This window comes from Colwellia demingiae (assembly GCF_007954275.1).
GTDB classification, from domain to species: domain Bacteria; phylum Pseudomonadota; class Gammaproteobacteria; order Enterobacterales; family Alteromonadaceae; genus Colwellia; species Colwellia demingiae.
The window spans coordinates 166,263-184,910 of sequence record NZ_VOLT01000007.1 but is presented as its reverse complement, the minus strand read 5'-3'; the positions used below and the strand labels follow the sequence as shown (position 1 = coordinate 184,910).

Genomic DNA, 18,648 nt, shown 5'->3' with positions numbered 1-18,648 from the left:
AACGACTTTTCACAGTAATAGCTTTGGACAGATTGAGCTAGTGATGTATTCAAAAGCAGTAGCAGAATAAAACATTCCTATTACTCTTGGTAGTAATAGGAATAGGAAGATTTGCATCACTACATTGCAGCTAAATCCACTTAGCTATAGCGATTAATCTATTTCAATTGATAAATAGCAAAGCTCAGCGGGGCTATTTCCTCAGCATTTCCAGATTTCACTGACCGATAAAGCAATTTAATGTCTGTTTGCTTAAAAGCAGTTTGCTCTGTCACTACATTCAAGCTTTGCGCATTTATCGCGGTGTTGAATACCACCAATAAATTTTGTGCCTTGGTTTTATTCGTCGCTTTCATTTTACGGGTAATGGCGAAAATACCGGCTTCATTTTGAGAATATACCGCCGCCTGCTCACCAAAGCGTAACGCTGGGTATTGCTGATATAACTGCGCGTACTTAGCAAAGCTTTGATAAAAAAGATGGTTGGTATCAAAATTATCGTCGGCTGTGCTTTTACTTGTAGCCAGTAAATCATCATCATTATAACTGGCAACGAAAGAAGGCATCATATCTTGGCGTGATGCTTGATCACCACCATCACCTACAAATCCTTGCTCGTCACCATAATAAACAACCGGTACACCCCGACTAAAGAACATCATCGAATGTGCCAGTAAATTACGTTGTATTTGCGCTTCTTCATTATAGTTATGAGGGCTTTGTTTAAGTGCATAAGCAAAACGGCCCATGTCATGATTACCGGTAAAATTAACTAATTGATTAGCATTGCTGTTGCGAATATATTTATGCTCAGTATTATAAAAATGGTCTTTAGCGAATAATTGGGCTAATACATCAGTACCCTGCTGTTCAACCAAGGCTTTGGTCATCGCACCTTGAAAAGCAAAGTCTAATACTGAAGGGATTTTAGCTTCAGTGGTAAAGCGACTCAATAATTCAGGTTCAAAACTATAAACCTCACCAAACATGAAAAAGTTATCAATACCTTGTGTCTTAGCGTGTTGCATTAAGGCTGGTGAGAATTGCTGCCAAAACTCTATATTGACATGTTTAACGGTATCAATTCGAAAGCCGTCAGGCTTAAATTCATCAATGATTTTTTGGTAAATATCAATCATGCCATTAACAACACTGGCTTTTTGAGTATATAAGTCATCAAGGCCAGCAAAGTCACCACGTACAGAGCTCTCTCCTCGCCAAAACGAATCACCTTGGTTGTGATAAACATCGACATCATTTAGCCATGCCGGATATTTTAGTGTTTCATCACCTTTAGGAATTAATGGGCTGTAATGTTTACCTTGAGCAAGTTGCGCCATTGAAATAAATGGGCAGTCATTGCCTTTAGTTACATCAACTATCCAACCTAAACCGTCTTCACCGTGGCATTCTTTGGTCTTTATTACATCAGCTGTATGATTAGTAATAATATCAAAAAATACTTTTATATTACGTTTGTGTGCTTGGTCTATAAAGTTTTTTAGCTCAGCGTTACTGCCCAGATGCGGGTCAATTTCAGTAAAGTCTAAAATCCAATAACCATGATACCCCGAGGTTCCCGCTTGCATAGCGCGATTACGCAGTATCGGCGTTAGCCAAATGGCACTCACGCCCATATTATCAAGGTAAGGTAATTTTTCCGTAAGGCCCGCTAAGTCGCCACCATGATACATGCCTTTATGCGTTATATCTAAACCACCGCGAGACACAGCACGCTTTTTATCATTCGCAGCAGCGCCTAAATCATTGCTAGTATCAGCATTATAAAAACGGTCAGGTAAAACAAAGTAAAAGACCTCTTCTTGAAAATCACGTTGTTGATAAGGTGCTAACGCTGCGGCCTTAGCAGTTAACTTTTCTGTTAACGCTACTTCTGCTGCTTGGCTTACTTGAGATGTTATACACGCCAAGCTTATAGCTGCTAATACCGAACATTTACTGATAAAATTCATAGAAATTCTCTTAATGTGTTGACCGTAATTACGTTACTTATACTGCTGCCTTTACTTAATTAACCTACCTCACAAGGGAAGTATTAAAGCTTGCTATAAAAGCAGCCAAATGGTGGTAATTGTAATTCACCATCAGTAATTGTTGCGTTTACTAACTTATGACCTGATAACGCAGTGAGGCTATCACTGTGTTGAGTGAGTGAAGATAAAGCCACTGTTTGGCTCTGTTCACTGAAGTTAAAACATACTAATAACTGTTCACCTTCGTATTGACGAACAAAAGCTAATAGGGGTTCAGCGGTATCAATAAAGTTAATATCACCGTAACGTAATGCCGGTTGTTCTTTGCGCCAGCGGTTAAAGTGACGGTAGCTATTTAGCACTGAATCACTCGCTTCATCTTGTACATCTACTGATTTAGCAAAGTGCTCACTTGATACCGGTAACCACGGTTTGCCTTCACTAAAGCCGGCATTAATTGAATCATGCTGCCAAGGATGTGGTGTTCTGCAACCATCTCGGCCTTTAAATTGCGGCCAAAAAGTTATGCCATAAGGGTCTTGAATATCTTCAAAGGCAATATCAGCCTCAGTTAAACCTAACTCTTCGCCTTGATAACTACAAACACTGCCACGTAATGAGGAAATCATCGCAAAGAGCATTTTAGCAAAATCTTTACTATTAAAGCCGCCCCACCTGCTAACAACACGCTCTACGTCATGGTTTGAAATAGACCAACATGGCCAGCCATCTGATACACGTGATTCAAGTGTTTGCACGACTTGTTTAATATAACTTGCACTGAAGTTATCTGTTAACAAATCAAAGCTATAACCCATGTGCAAACGGTGATCGCCTTGGGTGTATTCCGCCATAGTTTTTAACGAGTCTTCTGAAGATATTTCACCTAAAGCGACACTACCTGGGTACTGATCAAGTAGGCTACGAATATCTTCCATGAAGCCAAGATTTTCATCTTGGGTATTATTAAAGTAATGATATTGATAGGCGTATGGATTTTTCTCATCAAAGCCAATGCTTGTTCTTAACTCTTTAGGCTTAGCTGGATTATCGCGTAATTGAGCATCATGATAGCAAAAATTAATCGCATCAAGACGGAAACCATCAACACCACGTTTAAGCCAAAATTCAATATTGTCTAACACCGATTGGCGTACATCTGGATTGTGGAAATTTAAGTCTGGTTGACTTGTTAGGAAGTTATGTAGGTAATATTGTTGACGTCTAGGATCCCAAGTCCAGCCTGAACCACCAAATATAGATAGCCAGTTATTAGGTGCTGTGCCATCTTCTTTAGCATCACTCCATACGTACCAGTCAGCTTTATCGTTAGTTTGATCTTCACGTGAATCAATAAACCATTGATGCTGATCTGACGTATGACTAAGCACCTGATCAATCATAATTTTAATATCAAGGGCGTGTGCTTTATTGACCAGTTCATCAAAGTCGGCCAGCGTACCAAAAATAGGGTCGATTTCACGATAGTCGCTAATATCATAACCAAAGTCTTTCATTGGGGATTTGAAAAAAGGAGAGATCCAAATAGCATCAACCCCTAAACTAGCAATATAGTCTAACTTGCTAATGATTACTGGCAAATCGCCAATACCGTCCTGATTAGCATCATAGAAGCTACGTGGATAAATTTGATAAATTACCGCGCCACGCCACCACATTTGTTCATTCATTTGAAAACCCCAACACTGATGTTTGTTCAACTGGTAATAGTTATTATCAACAGTCGTTGTTCAAGCATTTAATAATTCTTTCAAATAAGAATACGCAAATAAAAAGTTAGCTGAAAGGCTTTGCATACGTATGTATAACAAATCCCTTAAATTGCATACGTATGTAATACTTATACAAGCTTGCATACGTATTCAAGATGCTGCGTACCTTAGACTAAGGGTATTATCGTTAACACTCTCGTATTCCTCTCAACTTTAAGGGTATTGTTTTGCGTTTATTCACATTGAAATACTTCACCATTAATTCATTAACTTGTTTACTCACTGCCTTATTAACTTGCTTGGTTATATCAACGCCATTATTGGCAAGTACGGGTAATTATCTAAACCATAAATTAGAGGGTAATACCGTTGTTATCACAACTAACTCAGTAGAAGTAATATTGAGCGCTTATGGTGAAGGTGCAATAGCAGCACATTATCAAAACTTTGAGGAAAAGCTACCAGCTAGCCAATTACCCTCTTTCGCCATCAAAGAAAAAGCACTACACAGTAAGTTTGTTATAAAGGAAGATACAAAGCAGCTGACCTTAACCTTGAACAAGCTGAGTGCGGTTATCAACAAAACGCCTTTTTCTATTAGTTATTACCAGAAAAACGAAAAACAAGAAAACACATTACTTATCGCCGAGCAACAAGGTTTTTTCAGCGATACTGTTATTGAAGACAGTAAAAAGATAGAAGTTCAGGGCTTTCGCTTTCACTTAAATGACACGGAAAAACTACTTGGTGGGGGTGAACGTGTATTGGGCATGGATAGACGCGGCCATAGTTTCCCTTTATATAATCGAGCACATTACGGCTATACCACACAATCAGAGCAGATGAATTTCTCTATACCCGCTGTAATGTCGAGTAATAAATATATTGTGCTATTTGATAACTCCGCCAAAGGTTATATGGATTTAGCGAAAGCAGAAAAGAATACCCTTGAGTTTTCTGCTGTTGCAGGTCGCATGGCTTATATTGTTTTTGCTGCTGATACTTACCCTAAACTGCTCAATAACTATGTTGATGTTACTGGCAAACAACCTCTACCACCGCGTTGGTCTTTAGGTAATTATGCTTCACGTTTTGGCTATCGTAATGAAAAAGAAGTACGCGACACGGTAAACAAATTTATCGATTTAGATTTCCCCCTTGATGCCTTAATCTTAGATTTATACTGGTTCGGTAAAGATATTAAAGGCCATATGGGTAACTTAGCTTGGGATAAAGACGCCTTCCCTGAACCTGAAAAAATGATAAAAGATATTAAAGAGAAAGGCGTAAACACTATTTTGATCACTGAGCCTTTTATACTGAGTACATCGGGTAAGTGGCAAGATGCTGTTGAAAATCAGGCATTAGCTAAAGATGCGCAAGGTAAGGCTAAACAGTTCGATTTTTATTTTGGTAATACCGGTTTAGTTGATGTCTTTAATGACAAAGGTCAGCAGTGGTTTAACAATATTTACCAAACACTTTATCAGCAAGGTGTCACTGGTTGGTGGGGTGATTTAGGTGAGCCTGAAGTTCACCCCAGCGATACATTACATACCCTTAGCGATGGCAGTGTCGTTAATGCTGATGCCATTCATAATGTCTATGGTCATCAATGGGCAAAAATGGTTTTTGAGAATCAACTCAAGATGAGCCCTGATCAGCGACCGTTTATTTTAATGCGTTCAGGTTTTGCTGGCTCACAGCGTTATGGCATGATCCCGTGGACCGGTGATGTTAGTCGTTCTTGGGGAGGCTTAAAACCGCAAGTTGAGTTGAGTTTACAAATGAGTTTATTAGGCATGGCTTATACTCACTCTGATTTAGGTGGTTTTGCCGGTGGCGAGAAATTTGATCAAGAAATGTATATTCGCTGGTTACAATATGGGATTTTTCAGCCAATTTATCGTCCTCATGGCCAAGATAACATAGCACCAGAAGCCGTATTTCATGACAAACGTACCCAAGATATTTTACGAGAATACATCAAGCTCAGGTATAAACTGCTGCCATACAACTACACCTTAGCTTATCAAAACAGTACTACTGGTATGCCATTAATGCGTCCACTCTTTTTTGAAGAAAAATTTGAACATGGGCTTGAAAATAAAGATGACTTGACGATATTTGATAACGCTAGTAGTTACCTGTGGGGCGATGCTTTTCTAGTAACACCTGTTGTTTCAGCTGATGTCAGCTCTGTCGCAGTAGACTTACCTGCTGGGGTTTGGTTTGATTATTTTACTAATAAGAATGAGCCAAGTAAAAAGTACCAAGGCAATCAAACTATCAATTTACCAACAAGTTTAGAGAAACTGCCGGTGCTAGTGCGCGCAGGTGCATTTATTCCCATGATTGATGACATTCAATCAACACAGGATTATGACGCCAGTAAATTAACCTTACATTATTATGCCGATAATTCAGTCTCAACCGCTGACTATGAAATGTATGAAGATGATGGCAAAACGTATCAAGCTATAGAGAAGGGCTTATTTGAATTGCTACAATTTTCAGCTAAACAACAGCAACAACACTTGAGCATAAATATTAATCGCAAAGGAAAAGGTTATAACGGCATGCCTAAAGCACGCAACATGACTGTTGTTATTCATAATATTACACAAGCCCCAAATAACATCAGACTGAACAATAAAGTGATAAACGATGGCATTTGGCAAGATAAGAATAACACCTTAACAGTCACTTTTACTTGGCAACATCAACCTATAACCTTAACGATACAATAAGTCATGAATACAAATTTAACTCACACCAAAGATCATACCAATATCAATCTGATTGCAGATATTGGCGGTACCAATATCCGTTTAGCTCAAGCAACTTCAAAGTCAGGTACGGATACTGGTGACATTGATATTAATAATATTGAAACCTATCAGTGCAAAGAGTTTTCTAGCTTAGCTGATGTGGTTGCGCATTATATTGATGTTAAAGAACTGAATAACTTGGTCATTAACGCTTGTTTCGCTATCGCTTGTCCAGTAGATAAAGACTTAATTAGCATGACTAATTTACCTTGGCAGTTCTCTCAAAAAGAACTCAAGCAGGTATTAAGTTTAAATTCATTACATTTTATTAATGATTACACCGCAATAGCCATGGCCATTCCACTGCTATCTGAACAACAGAAAGTAAAAATAGGTGGCGGCGATAGTATTGCAGGTAAACCCATTTCTGTCTGTGGTCCTGGCACGGGGTTAGGCGTTGCTAACTTAATACCATTAACTATTTCAGGCAATGAGCAGTGGCATTGTATTAGTGGTGAAGGCGGACATATTGATTTTGCTCCGGTTAATGAAATAGAGCAACAAGTGATGAACTTTATCCAAGGCATAAAAAAGCGTGTTTCATACGAGCAGTTATTGTCAGGTTATGGCTTAGAGCAAATCTATCAAGCACTATTATTTATCAATCATGGCAAAGAGATCACCACGATTGAAGATAAGCTTACCGCTAAAGATATTACTACAAATGCACTTAACGCCACTTGTGATATTTGTCAGCAAACCCTAACACTGTTTTGTGATGTTCTAGGTAGTTTCGCAGGCAACCTTGCCCTAATAATGAATAGCCAAGGAGGTGTTTATATTGCTGGTGGCATAGTGCCGCGTTTTGTAGACTACTTAAAGATGAGTAACTTTAGATCGCGCTTTGAAACCAAAGGACGACTTTCATGTATCACAGAACAAGCTCCTACCTACGTGATAACTGAAGAGCAACCAGGCTTACTTGGCGCCGCAGCTTTTGTTTTACAAAGGTAGAACGAATGGTATAAACAGTACTGAATACGTATGTAACATCTAGTGGTGACTCGTTAAAATGCGTATATTAAAATTTATCGAAAATAATAATGTGCTTTTTTTAAAGGCAAGTACCGCAACACATAACAATAAGAGTGCCCTGAGATGAGCGAAACGAGTAATCAAAATCAACAAGAACAACATAAACCACGCTTGAGTTTTTGGCAAATTTGGAATGTTAGCTTTGGTTTTCTGGGCGTACAATTTGGCTTTGCCTTACAAAACGCTAATGCCAGTAGAATACTCTCCGATTTAGGCGCTGACTTACATTCTCTATCACTCTTTTGGTTAGTTGCGCCAATCATGGGTTTGATTATTCAACCTATTGTCGGCTCAGCTTCAGATAAAACGTGGAACCGCTTAGGCCGTCGTAATCCCTATATTTTAGCGGGTGGTGTTGCCGCAGCCATTGGTATGTTATTAATGCCAAACTCAGCAACGTTAGCGAGTTTTATCACGCCACTATTTTTTGGCGCTATGATGCTGGCGTTAATGGATGCTTCTTTTAACTTAGCTTTTCAACCATTTCGTGCGTTAGTATCTGACATGGTGCCTGCTGAGCAACGTAACGTTGGTTACTCTATTCAATCTTTTTTAATTAATATTGGCGCTGTTTTTGGCTCAATTTTACCCTTTGTTTTAACCAACGTCATTGGATTAGAAAATACCGCAAGCACCGGTCAAGTTGCCCCCTCTGTGATTTGGGCTTTCTATATTGGTGCAACAGTTATGCTGGGCTCTGTATTATGGACAGTATTACGTACTAAAGAGTATCAACCTGGAACTAATGGTTTAGCTGAACTAGAAGAACAAAAAGTAGAACGATCGCTAAGTAAGAAACTAGCTGAGTTTTTCTTGTTAGTAAAAACCATGCCGACCACGATGAAACAACTTGCTGTAGTGCAGTTCTTTTCTTGGTTTGCACTCTTTATTATGTGGGTTTACACCATGCCCGCTATTGCACAACATATCTGGGGAATTGATGCCAAATGGTTTGACCCAACGTATCTAGAGTCAGTAGGCACGATACCAGAGCATATTGCTAAAGCCAAAGGCACTGCTGGTGACTGGGTCGGCATTATCTTTGCTGCTTATTCATTATTTGCCGCTATTGCTTCCATTTTCATGGCGAAAGTAGCCAATAAAATTGGCCGTAAATTAACTTACTCACTTTCTTTACTTGCTGGCGGTATCGGTTATTTAAGTATCATGTTGGTAAATAACCCTGAGTTAACGCTTGTTAATCTAGGTATCACCCAAATTTCAGTGCCTCAAGGTGCCGTGTCGTTATTTTTACCTATGGTTGGTGTTGGCATGGCTTGGGCAGCAATATTAGCAATGCCCTACGCTATTTTGGCAGGCTCATTACCCGTGAAGCAAACGGGTGTGTATATGGGAATATTTAATTTCACCATTGCAGCTCCGCAGATAGTTTCTGGAATTTTTGCAGGTTGGATTTTAACGGCAGTATTCGATAACCAAGCCATCTATATTATTATGCTGGCAGGTATTTCAATGTTATTAGGAGCGATTGCGGTGTATTTTGTTAAGGAAGATACGGAACAAGCAATTGTGACTGAGGAAGCGATGCCTGTTTCTTAATTTATTATCTAAGTCACCTTTAGTGCTTATTTAGTTCGCGTTAAGGGTGACGTAAAGTTTGTCTTCTTTATTAGTCACCTTATCTAATTAATTATTTACGACTTCCCAACTTACGATTACAGCCTAACTACCACAAGATTTACGTATAACTAATTCAGGCGGGATCAAGGTAGTTTTAGTTTCCTCACCACTTATCATAGCCAGTAAAGTATTAACTAATAATTCTCCGGCCAATTGTGTGTCTTGTTTCACTGTTGTTAGCGCTGGGAAAGTAAAACTGGCAATAGCAATATCATCAAAACCTACCAGAGCAACTTGTTCTGGGATCTCAATATCATGTTCTTGTAATGCACGCATAGCGCCAATAGCAATAAGGTCGCATGCGGCACAAATTGCATCGAAGGGTTCACCACTCGAAATTAATTGACTCGCAGCCTGATAACCAGCTTCTTAAGTGTAAAGGGCATTAAACTGCAGCAGTGGGTTCACCGCTATGCCATTAGCTTTTAGTGATTCACAATGGCCTTTATAGCGTTCAAAAAACTCAGGCGCATGAGTAGAGGCACTACCTAAAAAGGCAAGGTTTTTACGGCCCTTTTTGATGAGATGCTCTGTCATTTCTTTGCCGCCTTGATAGTTGTCACAACCTACCGAGATAAGTGGTAAATTCTTGACTTCAGCACCCCAGCGAACAAAGTGAGTGCCTTGGTCTAACAACTTGACTAATTTCTCTTCGTAGTCAACATAGTCGCCATAACCTAACAAAATTAAACCATCGGCTTTATTGCTATCTTCAAAGTCAGCATGCCAGTCATCACTTGCTTGCTGAAAAGACACTAATAAATCATAGCCTTTTTGCGAACAAGCCCGAGTGATACTGCCCAACATGGACAAGAAAAAAGGATTTATTGCTGAATCATCATTGGTAGGATCTTCAAATAACAACAACGCAATAGTATCACTTTGCTGTGAGCGTAAATTACTGGCATTTTTATCAACCTTATAATTTAACTCTTTTGCAATAGCTTGAATTTTCTCTCGTGTTGCCTCATTCACTAATGGACTGTTTCGCAAAGCTCTTGAGACAGTAGATTGAGATACCCCTGCTCGGTATGCGATATCAAATGATGTGGATTTTTCTTTCACGCGACCTACTTAAAAAGTAAAATAACAAGATTAAAACTTAGTATGAATATACCTTAGCGACTGCCTGATGTATAGATAGCAGCAATGTAAACTAGCTTACCTTTTTAACACGTTTGTTGGCTATTTACATGACTAAGCAGTGTTATTAATGGCTAAGCAATAAAAAACCCAGTAAACAGTAATGCTGCTTGCTGGGTTTTTTTAACAATTAATTAACTAACAAATAGTAATTATCGCTTTAACGATTCAACGGTTATCTACACACAAAAAGGCAGCATAAAATATGCCTTAAAATATAGAACCAATTTCCAGGTTATAAGAGCCGATAGTGACATTTTCTGAATGGCTCATATCGATCCAGTTTTGTTTATAACTTACACGGAAAAACAAACTGTTATCTAACTCATAACGAAAACCTACCGCTGCATTGTAAGAAAAACGTGTATCGTCATAGGTAGGTTGATATCCATCACAGTAAATCTGTCCCCACCAAGTTACCCAACAACCGCCAACCGCGTCCCCACTAGGGATATTACTGTCTAAGTAACTCCAACCTGCACCCACTTGTACATAAGGAGTAAACTGAGAAGCAAAAATACTGTAAACCACATTGAATTGACTTTCCAATAAATCCATTGTATTTCGACCTGATATGGTATTACCATTATCTCTGACCGCCGTAGCTTCATAGCTAGGAGTAGTAGAAGCAAAATCAAAGTTTAATAAAATGTGAGGGTTTACATTATAACCTAGGGTAAAACCCCAACCATAATCACTTTCCAGATCAAGACTTGATCCATTTTGGCCATCGACCGTGGTATCTTGAGAATAAACGACTTTAAAACTAGATTCCCACTTGTCGTTGCGTTTAGTGTAGTTAGCACTAGCATCTGTACTCACAGTACAGGCCAGTAAAGCAATAACACTACTGAAGATCACTGCTTTAGTCATTAATATCTTGCTGAAAAACATAATTATTCCTTTAGTTTTATGGTTTTATGGTTCTATATTTTTACTATCTTATTGTGCTTTTGTTGCTCGTGAAACATATTCACCTGAACGTGTATCAATACGAACTTTCTCGCCGATTTGAACAAATAAAGGTACACGAACAACTGCGCCAGTTGCTAATGTTGCTGGCTTACCACCAGTACCCGCAGTATCCCCTTTTAAACCTGGATCTGTTTCGGTAATGTCGATTTCAACAAAGTTTGCTGCCGTAACTGTAATTGGCGTGCCATTCCATAAGGTAATAGTACAAATATCACCTTCAACTAACCACTTTACAGTCTCGCCTAAGGCTTTTTCTTCTGCGCCAATTTGCTCGAATGTCTCGTTGTTCATAAAGTGCCAGAATTCACCATCAGCGTATAAGTAAGCAAGTTCAACTTCCATTACGTCAGCACCTTCAACAGTTTCACCTGATTTGAAGGTTTTTTCTAAGACTTTACCTGAAACGAGTTTACGAATTTTAACACGGCTAAAGGCTTGGCCTTTACCTGGTTTTACCAATTCATTTTCAAGAATATTACAAGGTTCGCCATCAAGCATGATTTTAAGTCCAGCTTTGAACTGGTTGGTACTGAAATTAGCCATAGTAAGAGTGCTCTTTATTAATTACTGAGTTATTTATTTGATCTTCGCTAACCTATAACCGTTATAATGGTCGAAGTAGCTAGCAAGAGATGTTCAATTGAAATTAGAATTGCCGCAGATAATAACCCAAATTGATCATGATTTGCATCTTTGTGATGAAAAATCATGGCAAAAAGACTTACGTGATGTAGTGACTGAGCCAGAAAAACTGTTAACACTGCTGAATATTGCTCCTGATGACTATTTACAGCATTTTAAAGCGCGTAAATTATTTCCCGTGCGTGTGCCCCTTTCATTTATCAAACGCATGAAAAAAGGTGACTTTGACGATCCGCTACTTAAACAAGTGATGCCGCTATCTAGCGAGTTTTTACTCTCAGATGGTTACACTGCGGATCCCTTAAACGAACATGATACCGTTGCTGAAGGCTTATTGCATAAATACAAAAATCGCGTATTAATGATCGTAAAGTCTGCCTGTGCTATTAATTGTCGCTATTGCTTTCGCCGTCACTTCCCTTATCAAGATAACAGCCCTAATAAAAAGCGTTGGCAAAGTGCCCTTGATTATATTTCGTCTCATAATGAAATAAGTGAGGTTATTTTTAGTGGTGGCGATCCCTTAATGGCCAATGACGATCATTTGGCCTGGCTGATTGGACAAATAGAACAAATTCCCCATGTATCGCGTTTGCGTATTCATAGCCGTTTACCTGTAGTAATACCCAATAGGGTTACAGCCAAACTGGTGACACTTTTAAAGTGCTCACGTTTAAAAGCCACTATGGTATTGCATATCAATCACCCCAATGAAATTAACCAAGAGTTAATAGAAGCGCTTGAGCCACTTCGTGAAGCACGTATACCACTATTTAACCAAAGTGTTCTTTTACGAGGAATAAATGACGACGCACAAGTATTAATTAACTTGAGTGAGGCATTATTTGACGCTGGTATTCAACCCTACTACTTACATCTTTTCGATGCAGTACAAGGCGCAGCTCACTTCGATATTGCGGAAGCAGATGCAGTAGCTATTTTTAAAACTATGCTCGCAAGCTTACCGGGATTTTTAATGCCTAAATTGGTGCGAGAAATTGCCGGACAAGCTAACAAAACGCCGATCAATCTGGCATAATTGCCCAAAAGAATACCCAATCTATTGAGTTAACCTCCATTTAGCGAGATTAATATGAATGGACAGGTATAAAGTCCACACCTCAAAGTAAGAAATGTTATGACTAAAGCTATCGAACAACAACTTATTGAAAATATCTCAGTTATTTTAAAGAAATCATTAACGGCTGACGCGACTTTAGCTGATTTACGCTCCAAGGAAAAAGCCAGCTTTAAAGCTGTTTTTACTGCTGACTCACCCTTTTCAAGTTCAGCAGATACATTTCAGCCATACGTTGAAGAAGTTGCCGATGACCTATTGAAATGGCAAGAAAGTAAAGATCAAACTCAGCTAATTGCGCTAGTTAAAAAAATAGAGCAACTATTCACTGTATTAGCTAACTTTGAGCAAAGTTATAATTAATCCGTTTGGTATAATAACATTGCTCAACTTACTTAGCGGCTCAAACGATTCGCTAAGTTACTCGACAACTCTTTCTGTGATCACTTGTACTTTACAATCATGTTCGTTGAGCAATGCCAAGATATTCAGATTGAGTTGGTTGATTTCATCTAAAAAGACATCGAAGTCGGTCGTGTTAACATAAGCAAAAACATCTAATTCTAAACCATAGATAGTATACGCTTTGAAATGGCTACGTAATGGTGATGCTGCAAGGCTATCGGTTGAACTTAGCATGGTTCTAATTGCCACTAATAAAGCATCAATATTTTCTTTCGGCGTATTCGGCGCTAAGAAAATCTTAGGTTTAAAGGCCATTTTTTCACGTTCTGAATAGTTTTCTATATTCATATCAATAAATTTCGCATTAGCGACATAAATAACGCTTCTATCTAACGTACGAATACGCGTAGCGCGTAAACCTATTTCCTCTACCACACCTAAACTATTGCCAAACCGACAAAAGTTACCAATTTTAATAGGGGCTGATGTGTATAAAGTGATAGCGCCAATAATATTTTCGACAGTTTTCTGCGCGGCCAAAGCTATGGCTAAACCACCAATCCCCAAACCGGCTAACAAAGTTGATGCATTAAAACCAAGGTTTTCTAACCAGTGCAATGAAGCAATACTAAATATGATGATCTTTATTACGGTGCCCGCTGGTCTAAGCAAGTACACGGCTAAAGGCCTATCTTGGGCGATAAACTTCTTGGCCAACAATGTTTTCATCAAATCAATAAAGCGAAAAAACACCCAACACCAAGCGATAATGAGTAATGTGCTCCCCTCTGTCACTGCCTTTAAAGCGATAGTTACATTGGCTTCATCATGAAAATTACGCGCAAAAATAATGGCGATTAATAACGCAAAAGGTTCCTTAATAAAGGTTAAGACCTCACTTGAAACGTTCTTGTAAACGCGTTTTATCCCAAAAGCCGCCAACCAGGTAACTATTTTGGCAATAAAGAAATACATTACAATCATCATGGTGAAATATAACCATTGCCAAAGCATGACACCGAACAAGTCTACCGCAGGTAATTTTTTAGCTAAAATTTCCCCCAAAGGCGAATATGAATATCGCTTAAATAAACGCGGTATTTTCTCTACTGTAGCATTTGATATTTTCCATATTTTAACTTTATCTTGCGCGCGAGGGACACGCTGTAATAATACATCGACATTATTATCTTGGAATTCAACTTGCCCAACTAACTCCCTATAGGAAGGTAAATTATCATTTTTCCGCCCTTCTTTTAGTGAGCTAATACTATTAAGATCAACCCAAAGAGTTCGATTCAATACTACGCCTAATTGTCTTGCCAATTCCTCTTTGCCAACACTGAGTGTTTTTTCAGAAAGATTACGATAATCTAAGTAATTAGTCGCTAATGTTAAATCACCTGAACGTAATGCACGTAAATATCCCGCGATAGCACTACGAGGTTGTCCTCGTTCAAAATCATCTTTTGGAACATCATAATCATCGGAATAATCAGAATTTTTTGAGTCTTGCTGTGACTTTTCTTTACTGTCGAGCATTTTTTTAATGGATACATCTTCACCATTATTAGGAGGGGAGGCACTAAATGCGCTTTGGCTATTAAGAAATAGAGATAATAAGATGGTAAAAATAATAGAAGAACGGATAAAAAAAGTAGAGTTTTGGGCCAGCTTCATTGCGCCTTATCCTTGCGATAACGTAAAATAACTTAGCAAAGATAATAACTTAATTATATCAATCGGACTAATTTATTGATCACTTAGCGAGAATTAAAAGGCTTAGAAGCAAAGCATTGAATGAAGGGGATGGTTATTAAGGAGAATATGATCCTGCAATATAGAATAAGCTCCATCCGTTTGGTATGACTTCGGTAAAATACAATTTTCAGCAACAAAAAAAGCCACCAAGGTGACTTTTATAGGGATTGTTTAATGAAGTATTATTTAGTAACAATCATTTCTTTAAAGGTTTCTTGAAACCAATCATCAAGCATTTTCTTCTCATAACCTAAAGACTTGTTACGATACTTTAAGTTGCTGCCTGACATGAAACTCATATCTTTTACCACAACGTCATCTGACTGAATCACTGCGCCATCGGCACCTAAGACTTGATACGAAAAATTCATCCGTGGTGAATATACCTCTTTAACGATACGGGTACGATTAATACCACCATGATGTGTATCACCTGCTAAATCTACATCAGTAACATCAATTTTCAAGATTTGTCCTGCAGGTAATGTCGCTGCAAGTTTAGCAAAGTGTTTCTCAAGATCTTTAAAAGTTCGCTCTCTAAACTGTTTTCGTCCGTCATTACCTTCATTGATATCACGGTAACTTTTATAATCAGTCCAAGTCACTTCAATCGTTGCCGCAAAAGCATTTGGTGCTAATAAAAAACTAGCTGTTAATAGTGTAACCATTAAAATAGATTGTTTCATATGTTGTTCCTCAAATTAATTCTTCAACTTAAGTAAAACAGAAAACACCTGCTAGAACAGTGCTAATTTGATACTAACATGTGCTAATTTGTAGCGTAAAACTGTTTCATTACACGGCTAACAATTGCTGCCGTACGTTGTTCTCTTTCCATTTCACTATTATCTTCATGAGCAAAGCCTTGTACAGCTCCACGCCAGACTTTTTTTCCGGTAAGAACATCTTCAATATAAATCAAAAAGCTGCCTTTTCTCAATTCATCATTGCTCGGTAAACCTGGTGTAATGCCAAACTTATCATTAATAGTTTTATCTGATAAATCACTAGCTAAAGCAATACCAAAACCAACATGAAAAACTGAGTTACTGGCATCATCGGTATTTTTAAAACCATGACTCTTTAGATCAGCAATAATAGCGTTCGCATAAAGCTCATATGCAGCTTGAGTTTGCTCAGGTTTTAATGAGGTTTCTTTTACATATTTAGGTGCTAAAGAAAATAGACTACCTTGTGAATAAGAAATTGGAATATCGCGAACACTAGATATCGCCAATTGATTTTTATTCACTTGTTTCTCTTGAGGAACAGTCACACAAGCACTAACAATTAAACTAGTAAACAGAGCCACAGCTAAACTAATATTTTTCTTCATTTTTCAATCCTAGAAATATGTATTAACACTTCAATACTGACTTAATTATGTAATTAAGTATATAAATACATCCAATTAAATTCTGCGACAGAATGTAATATAAATGAGTTAATTTGATCTCAAAATCCTCGCTAAAACTATTCTAAATTTAATCGTTTCTATGCTTAAGCAACTGACTTATTTAACCTAACTTCATCTAAAAAAGATAACAATAGAAAAATACTTCAATAAGTAGATTATCGCCAGTTGGAGATCAGTGAATTAACTCAACTCACACACCAAGATATCAACTAGATCTCTTTATGGTTATAGATAAGAATCCAATCTTCTATTCCTTCAATTGCCCTTTTAAGAACTCTATCACCCTTTTATGGCGCATTTTAACCGCCGAAAGTTTCAAATTACAAATGTCTGCTATTTCCTGAAATTCTAACTCGGTACGATAGCGGAGTAGCATAATATTACGGTCAGCAAATGATAAATTGACCATTAATTCAGACAACGCTGTGGCTAAGTTTTGATGATTACCTTCTGGAGCAATTATATTTTCTAAATATTCATCATTTTGTTCTAAGGTATCCCAACGACGGTCTCTTATTTTGTTAATACATTCGTTATGAGCTATTTTGAATAGCCACGCTTTAAAAGACACCGCCCACTTAAAATTCTTCAAGTGAGTGAGTATCTTGATAATGATTTCCTGTACAACATCTTCAGCATCAGATTGATTATTGAGTAATTTTGCACAATACCCCTTCAAAATAGGAAGGTATGGTGTAATTAACTGCTGAAAAAGGCGCGTATCATAAGGCAGGTTTACTTGTACTAGAGCTACAAGTTGCCGTTCATTAAGCGTAGTCAAACGTTAAATAAATCGCGTTATTGCTTGGTAACTTTGTTGGCTAATAAAAAAGTATTAGGCACGGTAGTCATCGACTCACCTTCACCCATTACTTTACTCGCCACGCTACCAATTGAGGCTAAAGTGCCTTTGATGTCTTTTACTTCGATGTTATCACCTACTTGGTACATTTCTCGTAAATAGACACCCGCAACAATTTCTTGTGCCATTGACTTGGTACCAATACCTAAAGAAATCGCTGCAGCTAAGCCAACACTAGCAATAATTACAGTCATAATGTTATTAAGTAGAGACACATCAATATCAAGTTGCGTTATTGATAATGAAACAGTGATAACGATAATAATGCCGCGACAAACTTCAGCAACAGAGCGACCATAATCAATACCTGTATTTTTAGCCGCTATTTTTACGCCATTGAAAACAATTTGAGCAACAAAGAAGCCAGACAATAGTACAGCGAGTGAAGCAAGTAATTTAGGTAAGAACAGTACTAAGGTATCAATTAACCCTGATAGCACCGTTAAGCCGACAATATCTAATGCGGCTAATAAGAATATTAAAAGGAAAAATGTTGAAACAATACTAGCAACCACTTGGCTACCAGTAACGTTCACTTCCATTTTTTTCAGTAAGGTGTCTAAACCAAGTTTATCTAAGAAAGTATTAAACCCAATTTTAATTAAAAATTTATTTAAAAATCTTTTAACCATAGATGCAACTAACCAACCAACCAGCAAAAATATTGTAGCGACAATTAAGTCAGGCAAAAAAGTTATCATTTGATGCCAGATAACCATAAAGCCAGAGTAAGCTTTATCTGTGATGTTTTCAGTATCCATTATTTGCCCTTATTATTGATTATATTGGTGGCTGTATCTGTGGTCGCACTAGTGCTTATTTTCTGTGGTTTAGCTGCCATTTGCTTAAATATTGGCTTTAAAATTTTCATAAATATACTAATAAAAACAACCCAAAGTGAAGCCATACCCAGTGCAAGAAGGTCTTTCGTACCTCGCTGATTATTGGCCGTTGTTGTTGCACGTTTAAATAAGTCGTCGTCTGAAGTACTAAACGTTAATTCAGGATCATTTTTAAGCTCTGCTGCTATGTTCTTTTCTATGTCTTTCATCTTATCCTCTAGCAATAATTTTTATCGCTTAGTTCTTTAACGACTGAGTAGTTAAAAAGTCACATTAAATTTGTATAAAT

At 37.9% G+C, this 18,648-nt stretch carries 15 protein-coding genes and 1 pseudogene; 5 read left to right on the top strand and 11 right to left on the bottom strand.

Annotated elements, in window-relative coordinates:
* Positions 1-158: 158 nt before the first annotated feature.
* Both ESZ36_RS14720 and ESZ36_RS14715 read right to left on the bottom strand, forming a co-directional pair.
* Positions 159-1,973 carry an alpha-amylase family glycosyl hydrolase gene (locus ESZ36_RS14720; protein WP_146789251.1) on the bottom strand — a complete coding sequence of 605 codons (1,815 nt, stop codon included), beginning with the start codon at positions 1,971-1,973 and terminating at the stop codon, positions 159-161.
* An 83-nt stretch (positions 1,974-2,056) separates the two neighbouring features.
* A complete protein-coding gene (locus ESZ36_RS14715; protein ID WP_146789249.1) occupies positions 2,057-3,685 on the bottom strand; it encodes an alpha-glucosidase family protein in 1,629 nt (542 codons plus the stop codon).
* 269 nt (positions 3,686-3,954) lie between these two features.
* Between ESZ36_RS14715 and ESZ36_RS14710 the strand changes: the two genes are divergently transcribed.
* The 3 genes from ESZ36_RS14710 to ESZ36_RS14700 all read left to right on the top strand — a co-directional run bounded on the left by ESZ36_RS14710 (position 3,955) and on the right by ESZ36_RS14700 (position 9,153).
* Positions 3,955-6,477 carry a glycoside hydrolase family 31 protein gene (locus tag ESZ36_RS14710; protein ID WP_146789248.1) on the top strand — a complete coding sequence of 841 codons (2,523 nt, stop codon included), beginning with the start codon at positions 3,955-3,957 and terminating at the stop codon, positions 6,475-6,477.
* A 3-nt stretch (positions 6,478-6,480) separates the two neighbouring features.
* Positions 6,481-7,512 carry a glucokinase gene (locus ESZ36_RS14705; RefSeq protein WP_146789246.1) on the top strand — a complete coding sequence of 344 codons (1,032 nt, stop codon included), beginning with the start codon at positions 6,481-6,483 and terminating at the stop codon, positions 7,510-7,512.
* A 144-nt stretch (positions 7,513-7,656) separates the two neighbouring features.
* Positions 7,657-9,153 carry an MFS transporter gene (locus ESZ36_RS14700; protein ID WP_146789244.1) on the top strand — a complete coding sequence of 499 codons (1,497 nt, stop codon included), beginning with the start codon at positions 7,657-7,659 and terminating at the stop codon, positions 9,151-9,153.
* A 123-nt stretch (positions 9,154-9,276) separates the two neighbouring features.
* Here ESZ36_RS14700 and ESZ36_RS14695 read toward each other — a convergent pair.
* The 3 genes and pseudogenes from ESZ36_RS14695 to efp form a co-directional block, all read right to left on the bottom strand.
* Positions 9,277-10,299 (bottom strand): annotated as a pseudogene (locus ESZ36_RS14695) (LacI family DNA-binding transcriptional regulator).
* A 288-nt stretch (positions 10,300-10,587) separates the two neighbouring features.
* Positions 10,588-11,271: an outer membrane beta-barrel protein gene (locus ESZ36_RS14690; RefSeq protein WP_146789242.1), complete on the bottom strand. Its 684-nt coding sequence runs from the start codon at positions 11,269-11,271 to the stop codon at positions 10,588-10,590.
* 48 nt (positions 11,272-11,319) lie between these two features.
* Complete coding sequence (efp, locus tag ESZ36_RS14685; RefSeq protein WP_011041815.1) at positions 11,320-11,895, bottom strand: elongation factor P; 576 nt, start codon at positions 11,893-11,895, stop codon at positions 11,320-11,322.
* Between the two features lie 97 nt (positions 11,896-11,992).
* Between efp and epmB the strand changes: the two genes are divergently transcribed.
* Entirely contained in the window at positions 11,993-13,033 is a 1,041-nt protein-coding gene (gene epmB / locus ESZ36_RS14680; RefSeq protein WP_246129112.1) for an EF-P beta-lysylation protein EpmB, read from the top strand.
* 99 nt (positions 13,034-13,132) lie between these two features.
* The gene (locus ESZ36_RS14675; protein WP_146789239.1) at positions 13,133-13,435 is read left to right on the top strand and encodes a hypothetical protein; all 303 of its coding nucleotides are present in this window, start codon (positions 13,133-13,135) and stop codon (positions 13,433-13,435) included.
* A 57-nt stretch (positions 13,436-13,492) separates the two neighbouring features.
* On the opposite strand, the gene ESZ36_RS14670 is transcribed toward ESZ36_RS14675, so the two are convergent.
* The 6 genes from ESZ36_RS14670 to ESZ36_RS14645 form a co-directional block, all read right to left on the bottom strand.
* Complete coding sequence (locus ESZ36_RS14670) at positions 13,493-15,157, bottom strand: mechanosensitive ion channel family protein (RefSeq protein WP_146789237.1); 1,665 nt, start codon at positions 15,155-15,157, stop codon at positions 13,493-13,495.
* A 263-nt stretch (positions 15,158-15,420) separates the two neighbouring features.
* The gene (locus ESZ36_RS14665) at positions 15,421-15,924 is read right to left on the bottom strand and encodes a DUF3016 domain-containing protein (RefSeq protein ID WP_146789235.1); all 504 of its coding nucleotides are present in this window, start codon (positions 15,922-15,924) and stop codon (positions 15,421-15,423) included.
* 83 nt (positions 15,925-16,007) lie between these two features.
* A complete protein-coding gene (locus tag ESZ36_RS14660) occupies positions 16,008-16,574 on the bottom strand; it encodes a DUF4136 domain-containing protein (protein ID WP_146789233.1) in 567 nt (188 codons plus the stop codon).
* Between the two features lie 328 nt (positions 16,575-16,902).
* Positions 16,903-17,436, bottom strand: a complete 534-nt coding sequence (gene sigX, locus ESZ36_RS14655; RefSeq protein ID WP_146789231.1) for an RNA polymerase sigma factor SigX — start codon at positions 17,434-17,436, stop codon at positions 16,903-16,905.
* A gap of 17 nt (positions 17,437-17,453) precedes the next feature.
* Entirely contained in the window at positions 17,454-18,278 is an 825-nt protein-coding gene (locus ESZ36_RS14650; protein WP_146789229.1) for a mechanosensitive ion channel family protein, read from the bottom strand.
* Positions 18,278-18,568 (bottom strand): hypothetical protein, encoded by a 291-nt coding sequence (locus ESZ36_RS14645; protein WP_146789227.1) that lies wholly within the window; start codon positions 18,566-18,568, stop codon positions 18,278-18,280. Before ESZ36_RS14645 ends, ESZ36_RS14650 begins: the two co-directional genes overlap by 1 nt.
* Between the last annotated feature and the right edge of the window lie 80 nt (positions 18,569-18,648).

Coding starts and splice junctions, on each gene's coding strand:
- ESZ36_RS14660 (WP_146789233.1), bottom strand. CDS start 16,574: ATGAAGAAAAATATTAGTTTAGCTGTGGCTCTGTTTACTAGTTTAATT.
- ESZ36_RS14720 (WP_146789251.1), bottom strand. CDS start 1,973: ATGAATTTTATCAGTAAATGTTCGGTATTAGCAGCTATAAGCTTGGCG.
- ESZ36_RS14650 (WP_146789229.1), bottom strand. CDS start 18,278: ATGGATACTGAAAACATCACAGATAAAGCTTACTCTGGCTTTATGGTT.
- ESZ36_RS14665 (WP_146789235.1), bottom strand. CDS start 15,924: ATGAAACAATCTATTTTAATGGTTACACTATTAACAGCTAGTTTTTTA.
- ESZ36_RS14690 (WP_146789242.1), bottom strand. CDS start 11,271: ATGTTTTTCAGCAAGATATTAATGACTAAAGCAGTGATCTTCAGTAGT.
- ESZ36_RS14675 (WP_146789239.1), top strand. CDS start 13,133: ATGACTAAAGCTATCGAACAACAACTTATTGAAAATATCTCAGTTATT.
- efp (WP_011041815.1), bottom strand. CDS start 11,895: ATGGCTAATTTCAGTACCAACCAGTTCAAAGCTGGACTTAAAATCATG.
- ESZ36_RS14700 (WP_146789244.1), top strand. CDS start 7,657: ATGAGCGAAACGAGTAATCAAAATCAACAAGAACAACATAAACCACGC.
- ESZ36_RS14645 (WP_146789227.1), bottom strand. CDS start 18,568: ATGAAAGACATAGAAAAGAACATAGCAGCAGAGCTTAAAAATGATCCT.
- ESZ36_RS14705 (WP_146789246.1), top strand. CDS start 6,481: ATGAATACAAATTTAACTCACACCAAAGATCATACCAATATCAATCTG.
- ESZ36_RS14715 (WP_146789249.1), bottom strand. CDS start 3,685: ATGAATGAACAAATGTGGTGGCGTGGCGCGGTAATTTATCAAATTTAT.
- ESZ36_RS14670 (WP_146789237.1), bottom strand. CDS start 15,157: ATGAAGCTGGCCCAAAACTCTACTTTTTTTATCCGTTCTTCTATTATT.